An 18,248-nucleotide genomic window follows, 5' to 3' on the forward strand; every position below is an offset into this window, starting at 1 on the left:
GCTTGCGGACCTCCAGGACCTGGACCCATTGCGATTCCCGCGGCTCCAGTGGGTGGACTTCCGCCTGAAACGTCCCGCGCTTCGACCAGGCGTCCGAAACCATCAAGGCCGATGCCCGTCCGTTTGTTGTTCGGCGTGAACCGCGCTCCGATGATCCCGGCCAACTCCTCGAGGAAAGGAACGTTGGCGCTGACGATCACGCGTGCCTTCCAGCGCCTGGCTCGGAACCCGTCACCGTCCGCATAGCCGTCCAGGAACCCGTCGAAGACCTCGCGGTCCCGGAGCACGACCCGTGGAAAGCTCTGCCGCATGTGATGCGCATCGCCACCCGTGTACTGCCGCATGGCGTCGGCGAGATACGACGAGACCACTCTGACCCGGAACCCTGGGGCATCACGCTGCACCCGGACGGTCGTGTGACCGGCTCCAGGCGGGCGGGCAGCCCGGTCGCGGCATCAGGCACGCCGCGTACCGTGATGCGAACTCTTCGTCGTTCACCACGAGAGAAACGTAATTCTTGCCGACGGTGCCGTCTGCGCAGGTCGCGCCGATGAAGTACCCGAACTCGTAGCCCGGTTGGATGGTCAGCCGCTCACGGTGCAGCTTCCGCGCATGGGGCCACGCAACAACGGTCCCGGCAGCGTCCCTGGCGTGCACCCAGCCGTCGTACCCAACAGCTGCTCCGGCGCGGCAACGAACGTGGCGTGGTCCGTCACAGCCTCGACCACCTCACGCGCTTTGACGGCTGTCACCCCGGTGACAGCCGTCCGAGCCGTGCCCTCCTCGTCCAGCGTCCACAACCTGTCACCCACACGGATGTCCCGTGCACGTTGACGACCGCCGACGACGTTGACGGTCTGGCGGCTGGGAAGCCCATGCCCCATCGCGATCCCCCTTGATCAGCGATCGACTCCACCGATCGGGGACCGTAATCGGGCACCACTGACAAGCCGGCTATCGCGCCAGTATCAGGCTCATCGCCTCAGCGCGCGTCGAGGCGTCCCGCAGCTGACCGCGGACCGCCGAGGTCGTGGTCTTGGCGCCGGGCTTACGGATGCCGCGCACCGACATGCACATGTGCTCGGCCTCGATCACGACGATCGCACCCCGCGCCTCAAGGATCCGCATGAGCGAGTCGGCGATCTGCGTGGTGAGCCTTTCCTGTACCTGTGGGCGGCGGGCGAAGACGTCGACGAGCCGCGCCAGTTTGGACAGCCCCGTGATCTTGCCTGTGGTGGCCGGGATGTAGCCGACGTGCGCAACGCCGTGGAACGGCAAGAGATGATGTTCGCACAAACTTACGATTTCGATGTCCTTCACCAGGACCATCTCGTCGTGCCCCAGGTCGAACGTCGTGGTCAGGACGTCCTCGGGCTGCTGCGTCAGCCCCGCCAAGAGCTCCCTGTACGCCCGGGCCACACGCCCCGGCGTCTCCCGCAACCCCTCACGGTCTGGGTCCTCGCCAACCGCAATGAGAAGCTCCCGTACGGCGTCCTCGGCGCGCTTCTCGTCGAACTCGCCGATCGTGCCGTCGCCGTCCAGCGTCACCGGGTCGGTCATCTGTGCCTCGTTCCTGTGCTCCGACATGGCGCTTCGACAATGGCGCGAAAACGCCGCACCTCCCAGGCTAGAACCTGGGAGGTGCGGCGTTCATTCCGGTACTCGGGCCCGTAGGCACGAAAACTGCCTGGTCAGGCCTCCGGACGCTCGTCCTGGACCACCTCGGCGGCGGACTTGGTGACATCGGTCACCGTCGGGCCCCCGCCGTTCGCCGCGCCGTTCGTCAGAGCGAGCTCCTTCGGGGAGAGCACCGGCGGACGGGTGGACGGGGTGCGCCGCGCGGAGCCGGTCCACGCCGGGCGGGCCGGGCGCTTCACGATCGGGGCGAAGATCTCGGCGATCTCCTCCTTGCCGAGCGTCTCCTTCTCCAGCAGCGCGAGGACCAGGTTGTCGAGCACGTCACGGTTCTCGACGAGGATCTCCCAGGCCTCGTTGTGCGCGGTCTCGATGAGCTTCTTGACCTCTTCGTCGACCAGCGCCGCGACCTCTTCCGAGTAGTCGCGCTGGTGCGCCATCTCGCGGCCGAGGAACGGCTCCGTGTTGTCGCCGCCGAACTTGATCGCGCCGAGCCGCTCGGTCATGCCGTACTGCGTGACCATCGCGCGGGCCGTGGCCGTGGCCTTCTCGATGTCGTTCGCCGCGCCCGTGGTCGGGTCGTGGAAGACGAGCTCCTCGGCCGCGCGGCCGCCCAGCATGTACGCCAGCTGGTCGAGCATCTCGTTGCGCGTGGTCGAGTACTTGTCCTCGTCCGGAAGCACCATCGTGTAGCCGAGGGCCCGGCCGCGGGAAAGGATCGTGATCTTGTGGACCGGGTCGGAGTTCGGGGAGGCCGCCGCGACCAGGGCGTGTCCGCCCTCGTGGTACGCGGTGATCTTCTTCTCCTTGTCGGACATGATCCGGGTCCGCTTCTGCGGGCCCGCCACGACGCGGTCGATCGCCTCGTCCAGGAAGTGGTTGTCGATCAGCTTCTTGTCGCTGCGGGCCGTCAGCAGAGCGGCCTCGTTCAGCACGTTGGAGAGATCGGCACCCGTGAAGCCGGGGGTACGGCGGGCGACGGCCGAGAGGTCGACGTCCGGGGCGACCGGCTTGCCCTTCTGGTGAACCTTGAGGATCTCCAGACGGCCCTGCATGTCCGGCCGGTCGACGGCGATCTGCCGGTCGAAGCGGCCCGGGCGCAGCAGCGCCGGGTCGAGGATGTCCGGCCGGTTCGTCGCGGCGATCAGGATGACGCCGCCCTTCACGTCGAAGCCGTCCATCTCGACGAGCAGCTGGTTCAGCGTCTGCTCGCGCTCGTCGTGGCCACCGCCGAGGCCCGCACCGCGGTGCCGGCCGACGGCGTCGATCTCGTCGACGAAGACGATCGCCGGAGCGTTCGCCTTGGCCTGCTCGAAGAGGTCACGGACTCGGGAGGCACCGACACCGACGAACATCTCGACGAAGTCGGAGCCGGAGATCGAGTAGAACGGGACGCCCGCCTCGCCCGCGACGGCGCGCGCGAGCAGCGTCTTGCCCGTACCGGGCGGGCCGTACAGCAGCACACCCTTCGGGATCTTGGCGCCGACTGCCTGGAACTTCGCCGGCTCCTGCAGGAACTCCTTGATCTCGTGGAGTTCCTCGACGGCCTCGTCGGACCCGGCCACGTCGGCGAACGTCGTCTTCGGGGTGTCCTTGGTGATGAGCTTGGCCTTGGACTTCCCGAAGTTCATGACCCGGGAGCCGCCGCCCTGCATCTGGTTCATCAGGAACAGGAAGACGACGACGATGAGCACGAAGGGCAGCAGCGAGAGCAGCACCGAGAGGAACGGGGACTGCCGCTCGGGCGAGACCGTGTAGCCCTTGTCGATCTCACCGGCCTCGTACTTCTTCTGCAGGGTGTTGGCCAGCTCGACGCCCTGGTCGCCGATGTAGCTCGCCTGGACCTTGTCGCTGCCGTCGACCTTCTGGCCGTCCTTCAGCTCGATCTTGATGACCTGCTCATCGCCGGTCGTCAGCTTGGCCTGCTCGACCTGGTTCTTGGAGATCGCCTGGACAACCTCGGCGGTGTCCACCGTCTTGTAGCCGCCCGACGAGCCGACGACCTGCATCAGCACGACCACGGCGAGGACGGCCAGCACGATCCACATGACCGGCCCACGGAAGTATCGCTTCACGTCCATCCATACGGAGCGGTGTCGCTCCGTCCCTCCTGCCCGTAGGTAAATGCTGCTAGTGAGACTGCTGCTGTGAGACTTAACTGAAAAGACTGTTCTTCGGACGGTACCCCAGCATTGTCACCCGTGACCGCCTTCCCATGCTCCAACGGCGGGAAGGCGGTACGGGTTCCCGTGCTTCTGCTGCCGTCGTCAGCCGCCGTAGACGTGCGGAGCGAGTGTGCCCACGAACGGGAGGTTCCGGTACTTCTCGGCGTAATCGAGGCCGTATCCGACGACGAACTCGTTCGGGATGTCGAACCCGATCCACTTCACGTCGATCGCGACCTTCGCCGCGTCCGGCTTCCGCAGCAGCGTGCAGACCTCCAGGGAGGCCGGCTCGCGGGAGCCCAGGTTCGACAGCAGCCAGGACAGGGTCAGCCCGGAGTCGATGATGTCCTCGACGATCAGGACGTGCTTGCCCTTGATGTCGGTGTCCAGGTCCTTGAGGATGCGGACCACTCCGGAGGACTGGGTGCCCGCGCCGTACGAGGACACCGCCATCCAGTCCATCGTGACGGGGGTGGACAGCGCACGCGCCAGGTCCGCCATCACCATCACGGCGCCCTTGAGGACTCCGACGATGAGCAGGTCCTTGCCCGCGTACTCCGCATCGATCTTCGCGGCCAGCTCGGCCAGCTTCGCGTCGATCTCTTCCTTGGTGATGAGGACCGATTTGAGATCGGCGCCCATGTCCTTCTCGTTCACCCGCGTCGCTTTCTGTCTCGGCGTCCCGGCGCTCGGCCCGCTGCCGGCTCAGCCTTGCCGAATGACCAGTCTGCCACCCTGGCGGCGCGCTTCGACCCGGCCGGGCAGGTTCAGGGGCTTCTGGCCGCGCCAGCCGATGATCAGCCGCTCGACCTCCTCGACATGCCGGGCGAAGAGTGAACCCGCAGGTGAACCGGCTGCGACCAGGGCCCGGCGGAGCACCCGACGACGGACCGCGGGAGGCAGTGCGTAGAGCTTCGCGCATTCGAGCAGACCGGCGTCGTCCCGGACGGTCTCGTCCGCCTGTGCGGCCCAGGCGTCCAGGGCGTCGGCGTCGTCGCGGGAGAGCTGGGCGGTCCGGGCCAGAGCCTCGACGACACCCTTGCCGAGCGCCTTCTCCAGGGCGGGCAGGCCCTCGTGGCGCAGTCGTGAGCGGGTGTACGCCGGGTCGGCGTTCATCGGGTCGTCCCAGACGGGCAGATGCTGCACCAGGCAGGCCTTGCGGGCGGTCTGCCGGTCGAGCTTGAGGAAGGGGCGGCGGTAGCGGCCGGCTCCGGAGACGGCGGCCATGCCGGAGAGCGAGCGGATGCCGGAGCCGCGGGCGAGGCCGAGGAGGACCGTCTCGGCCTGGTCGTCGCGGGTGTGGCCGAGCAGGACGGCGGCTGCGCCATGGCGCTCGGCGGCTTCGTCCAGGGCGGCGTAGCGGGCGTCGCGGGCCGCGGCCTCGGGTCCGCCTTCGCGGCCGACGGTCACGGCGATGGCCTCGACGGGGTCGAGGTGCATGGCGGTGAGGCGGGCGGCGACTTCGGCGGCACGGAGATCGGAACCGGCCTGCAGGCCGTGGTCGACGGTGACGGCGCCTGCGCGTACGGACAGCTTGGGGGCCTCGAAGGCGAGGGCGGAGGCGAGGGCCATGGAGTCGGCCCCGCCGGAACAGGCGACCAGCACGAGGGGCTGCCGGTCCGGGCTCTGCCCGGACCCGGACCGTCCGCCGGCGGCGGTGCGGGGGAGTTCGTTCAGCTCGTTGAGTACGTCGTGGAGTACGCGGCGGACCGCCAGGCGTATCGCCGCGACCGCAGGATGGGGACCCATGTCCGGTGCCCTTCGTGAAAGTTTGGGGGGAGCCTCGATCGGAGTCGGGACGGGGGATTCGGTCACTCAGAGTGCGTCGATGGTGACAGAACCGGGCCGTTCCCCGAGCATTGCACGCCTACCCATCGCCTACGGTCCCTCGGATGGGTGATTAGGGGGGCGTCCCTCTGCCGTCGGCCGCAACGACGCTCACGGCTCTGCCCTGCGGTGCACCCTCGCGACCCAGTCCGCCGGTTTGGCGATCTCCGCCTTGGTGGGAAGGGTGTTCGGCGAGGTCCAGACCCGGTTGAAGCCGTCCATACCGACCTCCTCGACGACGGCCCGTACGAACTGCTCGCCGTCCCGGTACTGGCGAAGCTTGGCATCGAGGCCGAGCAGCCTGCGCAGCGCCATGTCGAGGCGGGAGGCGCCGCGGGCACGACGCTGCTGGAACTTCTCGCGGATCTCGCCGACGGACGGCACCACCTGGGGGCCCACGCCGTCCATCACGTAGTCCGCGTGACCTTCGAGCAGGGACATCACAGCGGTCAGCCGGCCGAGGATCTCGCGCTGTTCGGGGGTCTGCACGAGCTCGACGAGCGAGCGGCCCTCGTCCTGCTCGCCCTCGGGGCGGCCGCCGGCGAGTGTCTGGGCGGCCTCGCGCATCCGCTCCAGGACGGTCATGGGGTCGACGTCGGTCTCGGCGAGGAATGACTGGATCTCGCCCTCCAGATGGTCGCGCAGCCAGGGCACGGCGGTGAACTGGGTGCGGTGCGTCTCCTCGTGGAGGCAGACCCAGAGCCTGAAGTCGTGCGGGGCGACGTCCATCTCGCGCTCGACGTGGACGATGTTGGGGGCGACCAGAAGGAGCCTGCCGCCGCTGCCCGGCGCGCCCGGAAGCTCACGGGTGGGCGGGGCGAAGGTCTCGTACTGGCCGAGGACGCGGGACGCCAGGAACGACAGCAGCATGCCCAGCTCGACGCCGGTCACCTTGCCGCCGACGGCACCGAGCACGGCTCCGCCGGGACTGTTGGAGCGACGCTCCTGCATCTTGTCCAAGAGGGGCTTGAGCAGCTCGCGAAAGCCCGCCACGTTCGCCTTGACCCAGCCTGCCCGGTCGACGACGAGGACCGGCGTGTCCTCCGGCTCGTGCCCGTCGGGGATCATCCTGGTGAAACCCCGGACGTGCTCCTCGGAGGCCTTGGCATGCCGGCGCAGCTCGGCGACGACGGCACGTGCCTCGTCGCGGCTGACGTCCGGCCCCGGCCGTACGAGGCGGATCGCGGTCGCGACCGCGAGGTTCCAGTCGACCATCTCGGCACCACCGATGCTCGTCATGCGTCAACCGTACGTTGTCGACCCGGCACCCGGTGAGGTGTTGACCCGCGCCACGAGCCTCCGGCCGGGGTCTGCGGGATCCGGGGCCTCCCGGAACCCGGGCCTCCAGGGCCCCGGTGTCTCGGTGTCTCGTGGTCTCGCGGTCTCGTGGTCTCGCGGTCTCGTGGTCTCGCGGGTCTCGCGGGTCTCGCGGGTCTCGGAGATCCAGGGGCACGCTGAGGTGTTGGTCCGCGGCCCGTCAGGGGACGAGGGCGGCCGCGAGGCGGTCCAGGGCCGGGCGGGCTGCCTCCGCGGACGGGGTGCCGCCGGCCAGGAAGGCGAAGGCGAGCAGTCGGCCGTCGGCGGAGACGACCGTTCCGGCGAGGGTGTCCACGCCGGTGAGGGTGCCGGTCTTGGCCCGTACGAGGCCGGCGGAACCCGCCGCGGAGCGCCCGCTGAGGGTGCCGGTGAAGCCGGCGACCGGGAGACCCGTGAGGACCGGGCGGAGCTGCGGGCGGGCGGGGTCGGCGCAGCGGGCGAGGAGGGCGGTGAGGAAGGCCGCGGAGACCTTGTCCGCACGGTTGAGCCCGCTGCCGTCGGCGAACCGGGCGCCTGCCACGGGGAGTTCGAGCCGCTTGAGCCGTTCGGCGACGGCGGCCTCCGCCCCGGCGAAGCTCGCCGGGCGGCCCGCGGCGATCGCGGTCTGCCGGGCCAGGGCCTCGGCGATGTCGTTGTCGCTGTTGGTCAGCATCCGTTCGACGAGTGCGGACACCGGCGCGGAGTACGTCCTGGCCAGGGGGACGGCCTTGGCGGGGGCCTTGGCCGAGGTGGGGCCCGCCTCCGTGTTGACGCCGCGCTCGCTGAGCAGTCCGACGAACGCGACAGCGGCATCGAGCGCCGGGGCCTGGCTGCGGTCCGCGGTGCCGCTCGTCGAGTCGTCGAGCCGTCCCTCATTGAGCATCAGGGGGCTGACGGGGGCGATGTTGTCGTTGTTGCGGCCTATGGGGTGCACAGCGGGCCCCGTGTACAGCGAAATGTCGTATGCCAGTCGGATCGTGCTGACGCCCCGGTCGCGCAGGGCGCGCGCGGTGCCGTCGGCCAGGGCGCGCAGCCGGGGCATGTCGAGGGTCGGGTCGCCGCCGCCGACCAGCGTGATCCCACGGAAGTCCGGCGCGGCGACGACCGTGGTGGGGATGCGGTGACCGGGACCGGTGGCGGAGAGCGCCGCAGCCGCCGTGGCGATCTTGACGGTCGAGGCCGGCGTCATGGCAGTGCTCGTGCCTCGCCCGAACAGCTGCCTGCCCGTGGCGACGTCGACGACCGAGGCGGTGCGGACGGCACCGAGGCCCGGGGCGTCCATCAGCGGGGCGAGGGCCTCGGCGACGGACGCGGGCGGGATCGCTGGAGCCGACGCCGCGGAGAGGACGCCGGGGGCGCTCGGCGCGGGCGCGGGCCCGGGGGCCTCGGCCGCGGTCCGTGCCCGCCCCGCCGGCTGGTGATGTGCGCCACCTGTACGGCTGAGCGCAGCGGCCCGGTCCCGCTCGGCCTTACGCTGACCGTTGTCCCAGGGGCCGGCCGCGGTCACCACTGCGGCCGCGATGGCCAGGCCGACCACGGCCGCACCTGCCGTGAGCTGCCATGTTCCTCTGTCGGGCACCCTTGACCAGCCCCTTTCGCGATCACACACCTGCGTAGGGGACACTTAATCACTGCGCATAGCCGCGTCACCGACATATGTGTTGATCATGGAGGAGTGCCACCCGTGGAGTTCGACGTCACCATCGAGATCCCGAAGGGGTCGCGGAACAAGTACGAGGTGGACCACGAGACCGGCCGGATCCGTCTGGACCGGCGCCTCTTCACCTCGACCAGCTACCCCGCCGACTACGGCTTCGTCGAGAACACCCTGGGCGAGGACGGCGACCCGCTGGACGCCCTGGTCATCCTGGACGAGCCCACCTTCCCCGGCTGCCTGATCAAGTGCCGCGCCATCGGCATGTTCCGGATGACGGACGAGGCCGGCGGCGACGACAAGCTGCTGTGCGTCCCGGCTTCCGACCCGCGCGTGGAGCACCTGCGGGACATCCACCACGTGTCGGAGTTCGACCGCCTGGAGATCCAGCACTTCTTCGAGGTCTACAAGGACCTGGAGCCCGGCAAGTCCGTCGAGGGCGCCAACTGGGTCGGCCGGGCCGAGGCCGAGGCCGAGATCGAGGCCTCCTACAAGCGTCTTGAGGCGCAGGGCGGCGCGCACTGACGCGGCCCTTTTGACCTGATGGTCGGCCTGACGGGCGGTGCACCCCACACGGGGTGCACCGCCCGTCGCATACTGGCCGCACACGGGTGCGTCGGTGAGAGTCGGGAGAGAGCACGGTGGTGGCGGAGCCGGAAGGTCCTGCGGAGGACCGGAAGCCGCAGTCGGACGAGGCGCGCAGCGCCTTCGTCCCGCCGGAGGGCGTGGAGCAGCCCGGGCCGCCCGAGGAGGACCATCCGTCCTCGGAGTTCGCCGTCCCCGACGGCCTGTCGACGGAGCCCCTCGCCGAGCCCGAGGGTTCCGCGTTCGCGCCGCCGTCCACGTACCGCGCCCGGGAGTCGCCGCCCCTCTATACCCCGGCCCACGGCATGCCCGTGATCCAGCTGTCGAAGGACGCGCCGTGGCAGGACCGGATGCGCACGATGCTGCGGATCCCGGTGAGCGAGCGGCCGGTGCCGGAGCCGGTGCAGCGGCACGACGAGGCCGGGCCCGCCGTACCCCGCGTGCTCGACCTGACGCTGCGCATCGGCGAGCTGCTGCTCGCGGGCGGAGAGGGTGCCGAGGACGTCGAGGCGGCGATGCTCGCGATCACGAGCTCGTACGGGCTCGACCACTGCGAGCCCACGGTCACGTTCACGCTGCTGTCGATCACGTACCAGCCGTCGCTCGTCGACGACCCGGTGACGGCGAACCGGACGGTACGCCGCCGGGGCACCGACTACACCCGGCTGACCGCCGTCTACCAACTGGTCGCCGACATCAGCGGCGACGACCACGAGGTCAAGCTGGACGAGGCGTACCGGCGGCTCGCCGAGATCCGCCGTAACCGGCACCCGTACCCCGGCTGGGTGCTCACGCTCGCCGCGGGCATCCTGGCCGGCGCGGCGTCCGTGCTGGTGGGCGGCGGGGCGCTGGTGTTCCTGGCAGCGGCGGTCGGTGCGATGCTGGGCGACCGGCTGGCGTGGCTCTGCGCGGGGCGCGGGCTGCCGGAGTTCTACCAGTTCGTGGTGGCGGCGATGCCGCCCGCCGCGATAGGGGTGGCTCTCAGTGCGCTCCACGCGGACCTGCGGCCCTCCGCGGTGATCACGGGTGGGCTGTTCGCACTGATCCCGGGGCGGGCGCTGGTGGCGGCCGTCCAGGACGGGCTGACGGGCTTCTACATCACGGCCTCGGCCCGGCTGCTGGAGGTCGCCTACTTCTTCGTGGCGATCGTCGTCGGGGTGCTCACGGTGCTGTACGTGGGCGTGCAGTTCGAGGCGAACCTCACTCCCGAGGGGGCGCTCAGTGTCGTCGAGCGGCCCGTTGTGCAGATCCTGGCGTCGATGGTGCTGTGCCTGACCTTCGCCGTACTGCTGCAGCAGGACCGTTCCACCGTGCTGATCGCGGCGTTCAACGGCGGGGTCGCCTGGGTCGTCTACGCGGCGATCGCGGTGACGGCGGGCGGGTCCTCGGTGCTGGCGACGGCTGTCGCGGCGGGTCTGGTGGGTCTGTTCGGGCAGCTCCTGGCGCGCTACCAGCACACCTCGTCGCTGCCGTACGTGACGGCGGCGATCGGCCCGCTGCTGCCCGGTAGCGCCACGTACTTCGGGGTCCTGCACATCGCGCAGAACAACATGGACCAGGGCTTCGCGTCGCTGGCCAGGGCGGCGGCGCTGGCACTGGCCATCGCGATCGGGGTGAACCTGGGCGGTGAGATCGCCCGGATGTTCCTGCGCAGTCCGGCCGCCGCGGGCCGTCGCCGCGCGGCCAAGCGCACGCGCGGCTTCTAGCGGCCTCAGCCGGCGCCCCCCATGCGAACCGAGCCCCGAAAGAAGGTGAGCCCTCAGCGCTTGGCGTGACGGCCGCGCTGGACTCCCTGGGGGTCGGCCGACGGGTTGGCCGCGGCTTCCTTCTTGCCCTTGGAGCGGGCGCGCAGGAACTCGATCGCGATCGGGACGACCGAGATGAGCACGATGGCGATGAGGATCGCCTCGATGTTCTTGTGGACGAACTCGACGTTGCCGAGCGCGGCACCGAGGAGCGTGACTCCGGCGCCCCAGAGCACACCGCCGATGATGTTGAAGGTGAGGAACGAGCGGTAGTTCATCCGGCTCACACCGGCGATGATCGGCGTGAACGTACGGACGATCGGCACGAAGCGGGCGAGGACCAGCGACTTCGGGCCGTACTTCTCGAAGAACTCGTGCGCCTTCTCCACGTTCTCCTGCTTGAAGAGCTTGGAGTCCGGGCGCTTGAAAAGGGCGGGGCCGACCTTGCGGCCGAAGAGATAGCCGACCTGGTCGCCGATGATCGCGGCGAGCACGATGAGGGCGCAGACGATCCACAGCGGTACGTCGATCTTGTCCGCGGTCACCAGCAGACCCGTGGTGAACAGCAGCGAGTCGCCCGGCAGGAAGAACCCGATCAGCAGACCGGACTCGGCGAACACGATGACGAGTACGCCGATCAGGCCGAAGGTGGTGATCAGATAGTCCGGGTCCAGCCAGCTCGGTCCGAGCGCAAGGGTGTTCACGAGGTCCGGGCTCCTGTGTGGTTGGTCGATCGACGTGGCGAGTGCCCAAAACTATCAACGCATCCGGGTGGTGACGGGTTCCACCGGCCCTCTCCGGATGCGAGGTGAACGGACGGCCACAAAGCTGTGGCCATGAGTATTGAGGACTACGGCGGCGGGCAGCGCCCCCAGGCCGATGTGCTGGTCGTCACAACGAACGACGTCCCGGGCTTCCGGGTGGAGCAGGTGATCGGCGAGGTCTTCGGGCTGACGGTGCGTTCGCGGCACCTGGGCAGCCAGATCGGCGCGGGCCTGAAGTCGATGATCGGCGGTGAGCTCAAGGGCCTGACGAAGACCCTCGTGCAGACCCGTAACCAGGCCATGGACCGGCTGGTCGAACAGGCGCGCTCGCGGGGTGCGAACGCCGTGCTCATGTTCCGTTTCGACGTGACGGAGGCGGCGGACATGGGCACGGAGGTGTGCGCCTACGGCACGGCCGTGGTGATCGCCAGGGCGTGACGGCGCCACCGGGACCATCGGCGGTCCGCGGTCGGGCCGGGGGTGCGCACAACGGCTTCGGTCCTCACGCCACGCATGGCGCAAGCCCTTTACTTGCGCGCCTTACGGGCGATTTGTGCCGTTATCGTGAGGCCCGTGACGACGACCGAGCACGCCCCGCCGGCCACCCCGGCGCGCGATCTGCTGCCGCTGATCCTCCCCGCAGTCGTCGTCGGAGTCGCCTCGAGCCTGATCCTGCTGGGCGTGACCGAGGTCGCGGACCAGCTCAAGGACGTCCTGTGGGAGGTTCTGCCCGACGCACTCGGCATCGGCCCCTACTCGGCGCTCTGGGTGATCGCCGTGCTGACGGCGACAGGCCTGGCCGTGGGGCTCGTGGTGTGGAAGGTGCCCGGGCACGCCGGGCCCGATCCGGCCACGATGGGGCTCGTCGACCCGCCGCTGCCCGCCGCGGTGTTGCCGAGCCTGCTGCTCGCCGCAGCGCTGGGGCTGGCCGGCGGTGTCAGCCTCGGACCCGAGAACCCCATCACCGCAGCGAACATCGCGCTCGCCGCCTGGCTCGGCCGCAAGGCGATGCGGGGCTCGAGCGCGGAGCTGTGGGCGGGCCTCGGCGCCGCGGGCACGATCGGGGCGCTCTTCGGTACACCCGTGGCGGCCGCGCTCATCATCACCGAGAGCATGGCGTCGCGCCCGGCGCCCGGCGCGCTCTGGGACAAGCTGTTCGCCCCGCTCATCGCGGGCGGGGCCGGCTCGCTGACCACCGTACTGATCGCGCACCCGACGTTCGATCTCGCGCTGCCCGAGCTGAGGGGGTCGCGCTGGGGCGATGTGCCGGCGGCGATGGCGGTCTCCTCGCTGGGCGCGCTGGTCGGTATGGCGGCCGTGTGCGCGTTCCCGCGCGTCCATGCCGTGTTCCGGAAACTCCGGCACCCCGTACTGATGACCGGCGCGGGCGGACTGGTGCTCGGGCTGCTCGGGGCGCTGGGCGGGAGTCTGACGCTCTTCAAGGGCCTGGACGAGATGAAGGTGCTGGCCTCGGATCCCACGGGCTGGTCGTCCCGGCAGTTCGCGCTGATGGCGGTGGTCAAGCTGGCCGCGCTCACGGTCGCGGCGGCGTGCGGGTTCCGGGGCGGACGGATCTTTCCCTCGGTGTTCGTCGGGGTCGCGCTCGGGCTGGGCGTCAGCGCGCTCGTACCCGAGGTGCATCCGACGCTCGGCGTGGTCTGCGCGGTGCTCGGCGTCCTGCTGGCGGTCACCCGGCAGGGCTGGCTGAGCCTGTTCACCGCGGCCGTTCTCGCCGCCGACTCGCACGTTTTCCCGCTGCTGTGCGTCGCCGTGCTGCCCGCCTGGCTGCTGGTGACCGGACGGCCGCAGATGCAACTCCACGACGACGGAACATCACTGCGTTGAAAGGCGACCGGACATGGCACTGCACAAGGGCGGAACGGGCCGCGAGGAAAGCCCGGAGCGGCGCAGGCTCTCGCTCAACCCGTTCTACGGGGAGGCCGATCCGACCGGGTCGATGACCTCGGCGCCGCCCAAGCACCAGCTTCCGGACGGGCCGATGGCGCCCGCGACGGCCTATCAGCTGGTCCATGACGAGCTGATGCTGGACGGCAACTCGCGGCTGAATCTGGCCACGTTCGTGACGACGTGGATGGAGCCGGAGGCCGGGGTGCTGATGGCGGAGTGCCGCGACAAGAACATGATCGACAAGGACGAGTACCCGCGGACGGCCGAACTGGAGCGGCGGTGTGTGGCGATGCTCGCCGATCTCTGGCACGCGCCGGCCCCGGAGACGACGGTCGGCTGCTCGACGACCGGGTCGAGCGAGGCGTGCATGCTCGCCGGGATGGCGCTGAAGCGCCGGTGGGCGAAGCGCAACGCGGACCGCTATCCCGGCGCCCGGCCGAATCTCGTCATGGGCGTCAATGTGCAGGTCTGCTGGGACAAGTTCTGCAACTTCTGGGAGGTGGAGCCGCGGCTGATCCCGATGGAGGGCGACCGCTTCCACATCGACCCGCAGGCGGCGGCCGAGCTGTGCGACGAGAACACGATCGGAGTGGTCGCGATCCTGGGCTCCACCTTCGACGGGTCGTACGAGCCCGTCGGGGAGGTCTGCGCGGCACTGGACGCACTGCAGGAACGTACGGGACTGGACATCCCGGTCCATGTGGACGGGGCATCGGGAGCGATGGTGGCGCCCTTCGTGGACGAGGACCTGGTCTGGGACTTCCGGCTGCCGCGGGTGTCCTCGATCAACACCTCCGGGCACAAGTACGGGCTCGTCTACCCGGGCGTGGGATGGGCGCTGTGGCGCTCGCCGGAGGACCTTCCCGAGGAACTGGTCTTCCGGGTCAACTACCTGGGCGGCGACATGCCGACGTTCGCGCTCAACTTCTCGCGGCCGGGAGCCCAGGTCGTGGCGCAGTACTACACGTTTCTGCGGCTCGGCCGCGAAGGGTACCGGGCCGTGCAGCAGACGGCCCGGGACGTCGCGCAACGCCTCGCGGATCGCATCGGGACGATCGAGGAATTCCAACTGCTCACCCGGGGCGACGAGTTGCCTGTCTTCGCCGTCACCACGGCTCCGGGCATCACGAACTTCGACGTCTTCGACGTCTCGCGCCGGCTACGGGAGAGCGGCTGGCTGGTGCCCGCTTACACCTTCCCGCCGAACCGCGAGGACCTGTCGGTCCTGCGCTTCGTGTGCCGCAACGGCTTCTCGGCGGACCTGTCGGCGCTGCTGATGGAGGACCTGACCCGCATCCTCCCCGACCTCCGCGCCCAGAGCGCCCCCCTCAGCAGGGACAAGTCGGCGGCGACGAGCTTCCACCACTGAGGGGGCGGGGCCGGGGGGTACCACCCCCCGGCCACGGAGAAGTCAGCGGCTCAGCCGCGCGAAGCGCCGTACCGCCAGGGGGAGGAAGACCGCGACCAGGAGCACTGGTCAAGCTTGATTACTCTCGATCGCCCTCGTGCGGGACGCCCGTCGCATAGGGGTTCTCCTGCCCCTCCGCGAGCACCCCCACAAACGGCTCGCCTTCCCCCGCGAAGGTGTACGCCCCACCCTCGATCCGCTCGATCAGACCGCGCGTCCACGCCGCTCCGGCGTCCGCCGAGTGGACCCACATGTTCATGATCTCGCCGATGTGGCCGAGCTGTCCGGGCCCGTCCTCGGGGGTGTAGTACTCGGTGACCGTCGCGCGCCACTCCTCGATCCCGCGCACCCGCTCCTGGAGCAGCTCCACGGCCTCGTGCCGCTCCAGGTCGACGATGAAGCCGACCCCCGCCGAGAGCACGTCCATCTTCTGGTCGTACGAGGTCAGCGCCTCGCGCAGGAGCGCGAAGAACTCCTTGGTGCCGCTCTCGGTGATCTCGTACTCGGTGCGCGGCGGGCCGCCGGCCGTGGACGGCGCGATCTCATGGGGGTGCAGCAGTCCCTGCTTCGCCATCTGCTTGAGCGCGTGATAGATCGAGCCGGGCTTGGCGTTCGACCATTCGTGCGCCCCCCAGTACTCCAGGTCGTTGCGGACCTGATAGCCGTGCGCCCGGCCGTGCTGCCGCACGGCCCCGAGGACCAGAAGCCGGATCGCTGACATGTAACGCGCACCCTTTCTATTCAACTTTGACTAGGGTACGCGCGCTAGGGAACCCACTTGTACTTGCCGCCGCCGACCCATCTCACGTACGCGGGGTCGTCCAGATCGACGTGCTCCAGTCCCGCGTCGTGCGCCAGCTTGATCACGTCCAGCATGTCGCGCGCGGTCCCCGCCGCGACCCCGTTGATCTCCACCATACGGAACGGCGGATCACCCGGGATGACACGGAGGACGACCACCGGGGCCACTGCTCCTTCTTCGCTCATGCTTCAAGCGTGGGGCAGAGCCAGGGCGCACGCATGAGGGAGGGGTACGGCGAGCGCCGTGTCCGGGCCCGGGCCACGGCCCCGGCTCGGGGTCGGGGTCGGGGTCGGGGTCGACGGCCCGGGCAAGATCCGAACGACAGGCCCTAGCCCCAGCTCCGGCCGCTCTCCAGCGCCACCAGCTCGAACGAGTTCTTCCCGTCCAGCGACTCGCGGACGATGTCCGCGTGGCCCGCGTGCCGGCCGATCTCCTCGACCAGATGCAGCATCAGCCAGCGCATGGACACCCGGCCCTCCTTCGGGAACCACGGCGCCTCGGGCAGCGGGAAGGTGTCGTCCAGGCTCGGCACGGAGCGGATGAACTCCTCGGTCTCCTTGGCCACACCGTCCCAGAAGGCCAGCGTGTCCGGGATCGTCTCGCCGTCGACGAGCCGGAAGCTGTCCCCCCAGGTCTCCTCGGTCCGCTGCCTCTCGTTCGGCCGCTGCTGCGCCATCCGCAGCCAGTTCAGCTCGGTCTCGGCGACATGCTTGAGCAGACCGGAGAGCGACAGCTCGCTGGCGCTGGGGCGGCTCGCCGCCTGCTCCTCGGTCAGGCCGAACACGGACCGGCGGATCGCACCGCGCTGCGCCTCCACAAAGCCGAGCAGCGCGCCGCGCTCGTCGCCCTGGGCCTCTGCGGGAACGTGAGTGACCATGATGTCCGCCTTCGCGTGGGAGCTGGTGCGGCCGCTGCCGCGGCCGCCCTGACAACTCCCAAGCTACGGACCCTTGCGGTCAGCTTCTGTCCGCAAGTCTCCTGCGGGGGCGCGAATCTCAGAACGGGAAGACGGAACGTCCCCGCTGCACCGAGATCCACTTCTGGGTGGTGAACACCTCGACCATCGCCTCACCGTTCAGCCGCCCCAGGCCGGAGGCCTTTTCGCCGCCGAAGGGGACGATCGGCTCGTCGTGGACGGTCGAGTCGTTGATGTGGATCATTCCGGTGTGGATCCGCTGGGCGAGGGCCACCCCGCGCTCGATGTCCCCGGTGTGCACGGCCCCGCTGAGCCCGTACGGCGTGTCGTTGGCGATCCGGATCGCCTCCTCCTCGCCGTCGAACGGTACGAGGAGCACCACCGGGCCGAAGATCTCCTGCGACAGGACGGGCGAGTCGGCCGCCAGGCCGGTCAGCACGGACGGGGAGACCACATTGCCCTCGGTCCGGCCGCGGAGCAGGGCCGTCGCGCCCGCCTCGACGGACTGCTCGACCAGGTTCGACACCGCCTCGGCCTGCAGGGAGTTGATGAGGGGGCCGATGTGGGTCTGCGGGTCGGCCGGGTCGCCGACCTTGAGCGTCTTGACCTTGGCGACCAGCTTCTCGGTGAACTCCTGCTCCACCTTGCGGTCGACCAGGATGCGGTTGGCCGCCATGCAGACCTGGCCCTGGTGCACGTAACGGCTGAAGACGGCCGCGTCGACGGCGTAGTCGATGTCGGCGTCGTCGAGCACGATGAAGGCGCTGTTGCCGCCCAGTTCGAGGACGGCGTGCTTGAAGTTCGCCGCGCAGACGGTCGCGACGTGGCGGCCCACCCGGTCGGAGCCGGTGAAGGAGATGACCTTCGGAACGGGGTGCTCTATCAGCGCGTCGCCGATCTCGGCTATGTCCGTGATCACGACATTCAGCAGTCCGGCGGGCAGGCCCGCGTCCTCGAACACCTTGGCCACCAGGGATCCGCCGCAGATCGGCGTGTTCTGATGCGGCTTGAGGACCACGGCGTTGCCGAGAGCCAGTGCCGGCGCGACCGACTTGATCGACAGGAGGAAGGGGAAGTTGAACGGGCTGATGACGCCGACGACTCCGACGGGGAGCCGGTAGACGCGGTTCTCCTTGCCGTCGACCGGCGAGGGCAGGATGCGGCCCTCGGGGCGCAGCGACAGCTGGATCGCCTCGCGCAGGAACTCCTTGGCGAGGTGCAGTTCGAACCCCGCCTTCAGCCGGGTCCCGCCCAGCTCGGCGACGATCGCGTCGGAGATCTCCTCCTCGCGGTCCTCTATGACCCTCAGGGCACGCTCGAAGACCCCACGGCGGGAGTACGGGTTGGTGGCCGCCCATTCCTTCTGCGCGCGCTCCGCGGCCCGGTAGGCCTGATCCACCTCGTGCGCCGTGGCGACGGTGATGGAGGCCAGCTTCTCCTCGTTGTACGGGTTGAAGTCGATGATGTCCCAGGAGCCGCTGCCCGGGCGCCATTCACCATCGATGTACTGGAGTGCCAGATCGCTGAAGAAGGAGGACATGAG

The 18,248-nt window shown here is 69.7% G+C and carries 16 protein-coding genes; 5 read left to right on the forward strand and 11 right to left on the reverse strand.

Features of this window, described 5'->3' with window-relative positions:
- Positions 1-954: 954 nt before the first annotated feature.
- The 6 genes from folE to dacB all read right to left on the reverse strand — a co-directional run bounded on the left by folE (position 955) and on the right by dacB (position 8,502).
- Positions 955-1,560: a GTP cyclohydrolase I FolE gene (gene folE / locus AC0699_RS10300; RefSeq protein WP_478658072.1), complete on the reverse strand. Its 606-nt coding sequence runs from the start codon at positions 1,558-1,560 to the stop codon at positions 955-957.
- A 131-nt stretch (positions 1,561-1,691) separates the two neighbouring features.
- Positions 1,692-3,716, reverse strand: coding sequence for an ATP-dependent zinc metalloprotease FtsH (ftsH, locus tag AC0699_RS10305; RefSeq protein ID WP_478658075.1), 2,025 nt, complete (start codon positions 3,714-3,716; stop codon positions 1,692-1,694).
- A 186-nt stretch (positions 3,717-3,902) separates the two neighbouring features.
- Entirely contained in the window at positions 3,903-4,442 is a 540-nt protein-coding gene (gene hpt / locus AC0699_RS10310) for a hypoxanthine phosphoribosyltransferase (RefSeq protein ID WP_093660903.1), read from the reverse strand.
- A gap of 63 nt (positions 4,443-4,505) precedes the next feature.
- Positions 4,506-5,549: a tRNA lysidine(34) synthetase TilS gene (gene tilS / locus AC0699_RS10315; RefSeq protein WP_478658078.1), complete on the reverse strand. Its 1,044-nt coding sequence runs from the start codon at positions 5,547-5,549 to the stop codon at positions 4,506-4,508.
- Between the two features lie 189 nt (positions 5,550-5,738).
- Entirely contained in the window at positions 5,739-6,866 is a 1,128-nt protein-coding gene (locus AC0699_RS10320; protein ID WP_478658081.1) for a zinc-dependent metalloprotease, read from the reverse strand.
- 238 nt (positions 6,867-7,104) lie between these two features.
- Positions 7,105-8,502, reverse strand: coding sequence for a D-alanyl-D-alanine carboxypeptidase/D-alanyl-D-alanine endopeptidase (gene dacB, locus AC0699_RS10325; RefSeq protein WP_478658083.1), 1,398 nt, complete (start codon positions 8,500-8,502; stop codon positions 7,105-7,107).
- 105 nt (positions 8,503-8,607) lie between these two features.
- On the opposite strand from dacB, the gene AC0699_RS10330 reads away from it, so the two are divergent.
- A complete protein-coding gene (locus AC0699_RS10330) occupies positions 8,608-9,102 on the forward strand; it encodes an inorganic diphosphatase (RefSeq protein ID WP_019888410.1) in 495 nt (164 codons plus the stop codon).
- A gap of 116 nt (positions 9,103-9,218) precedes the next feature.
- Positions 9,219-10,868 (forward strand): threonine/serine exporter family protein, encoded by a 1,650-nt coding sequence (locus AC0699_RS10335; RefSeq protein ID WP_478658087.1) that lies wholly within the window; start codon positions 9,219-9,221, stop codon positions 10,866-10,868.
- A 53-nt stretch (positions 10,869-10,921) separates the two neighbouring features.
- On the opposite strand, the gene AC0699_RS10340 is transcribed toward AC0699_RS10335, so the two are convergent.
- Positions 10,922-11,611, reverse strand: a complete 690-nt coding sequence (locus AC0699_RS10340; protein ID WP_478658089.1) for a DedA family protein — start codon at positions 11,609-11,611, stop codon at positions 10,922-10,924.
- Positions 11,612-11,743: 132 nt separating this feature from the next.
- On the opposite strand from AC0699_RS10340, the gene AC0699_RS10345 reads away from it, so the two are divergent.
- The 3 genes from AC0699_RS10345 to gad all read left to right on the forward strand — a co-directional run bounded on the left by AC0699_RS10345 (position 11,744) and on the right by gad (position 14,948).
- Positions 11,744-12,109 carry a YbjQ family protein gene (locus AC0699_RS10345; RefSeq protein WP_478658092.1) on the forward strand — a complete coding sequence of 122 codons (366 nt, stop codon included), beginning with the start codon at positions 11,744-11,746 and terminating at the stop codon, positions 12,107-12,109.
- 126 nt (positions 12,110-12,235) lie between these two features.
- On the forward strand, positions 12,236-13,516 hold the full coding sequence (locus AC0699_RS10350; protein WP_478658094.1) for an ion channel protein: 1,281 nt from the start codon (positions 12,236-12,238) through the stop codon (positions 13,514-13,516).
- Between the two features lie 13 nt (positions 13,517-13,529).
- Positions 13,530-14,948, forward strand: a complete 1,419-nt coding sequence (gene gad / locus AC0699_RS10355) for a glutamate decarboxylase (RefSeq protein WP_478658097.1) — start codon at positions 13,530-13,532, stop codon at positions 14,946-14,948.
- Positions 14,949-15,066: 118 nt separating this feature from the next.
- On the opposite strand, the gene AC0699_RS10360 is transcribed toward gad, so the two are convergent.
- From AC0699_RS10360 to AC0699_RS10375, 4 genes are all read right to left on the reverse strand, one after another.
- Positions 15,067-15,708, reverse strand: coding sequence for a PadR family transcriptional regulator (locus AC0699_RS10360; RefSeq protein ID WP_478658100.1), 642 nt, complete (start codon positions 15,706-15,708; stop codon positions 15,067-15,069).
- 44 nt (positions 15,709-15,752) lie between these two features.
- A complete protein-coding gene (locus tag AC0699_RS10365) occupies positions 15,753-15,974 on the reverse strand; it encodes a hypothetical protein (RefSeq protein WP_478658102.1) in 222 nt (73 codons plus the stop codon).
- 143 nt (positions 15,975-16,117) lie between these two features.
- Positions 16,118-16,666 carry a DinB family protein gene (locus tag AC0699_RS10370; protein ID WP_478658104.1) on the reverse strand — a complete coding sequence of 183 codons (549 nt, stop codon included), beginning with the start codon at positions 16,664-16,666 and terminating at the stop codon, positions 16,118-16,120.
- Positions 16,667-16,784: 118 nt separating this feature from the next.
- Positions 16,785-18,245 (reverse strand): aldehyde dehydrogenase family protein, encoded by a 1,461-nt coding sequence (locus AC0699_RS10375; RefSeq protein ID WP_478658107.1) that lies wholly within the window; start codon positions 18,243-18,245, stop codon positions 16,785-16,787.
- Between the last annotated feature and the right edge of the window lie 3 nt (positions 18,246-18,248).

The sequence above is a fragment of the Streptomyces sp. NPDC043870 genome, assembly GCF_056435785.1.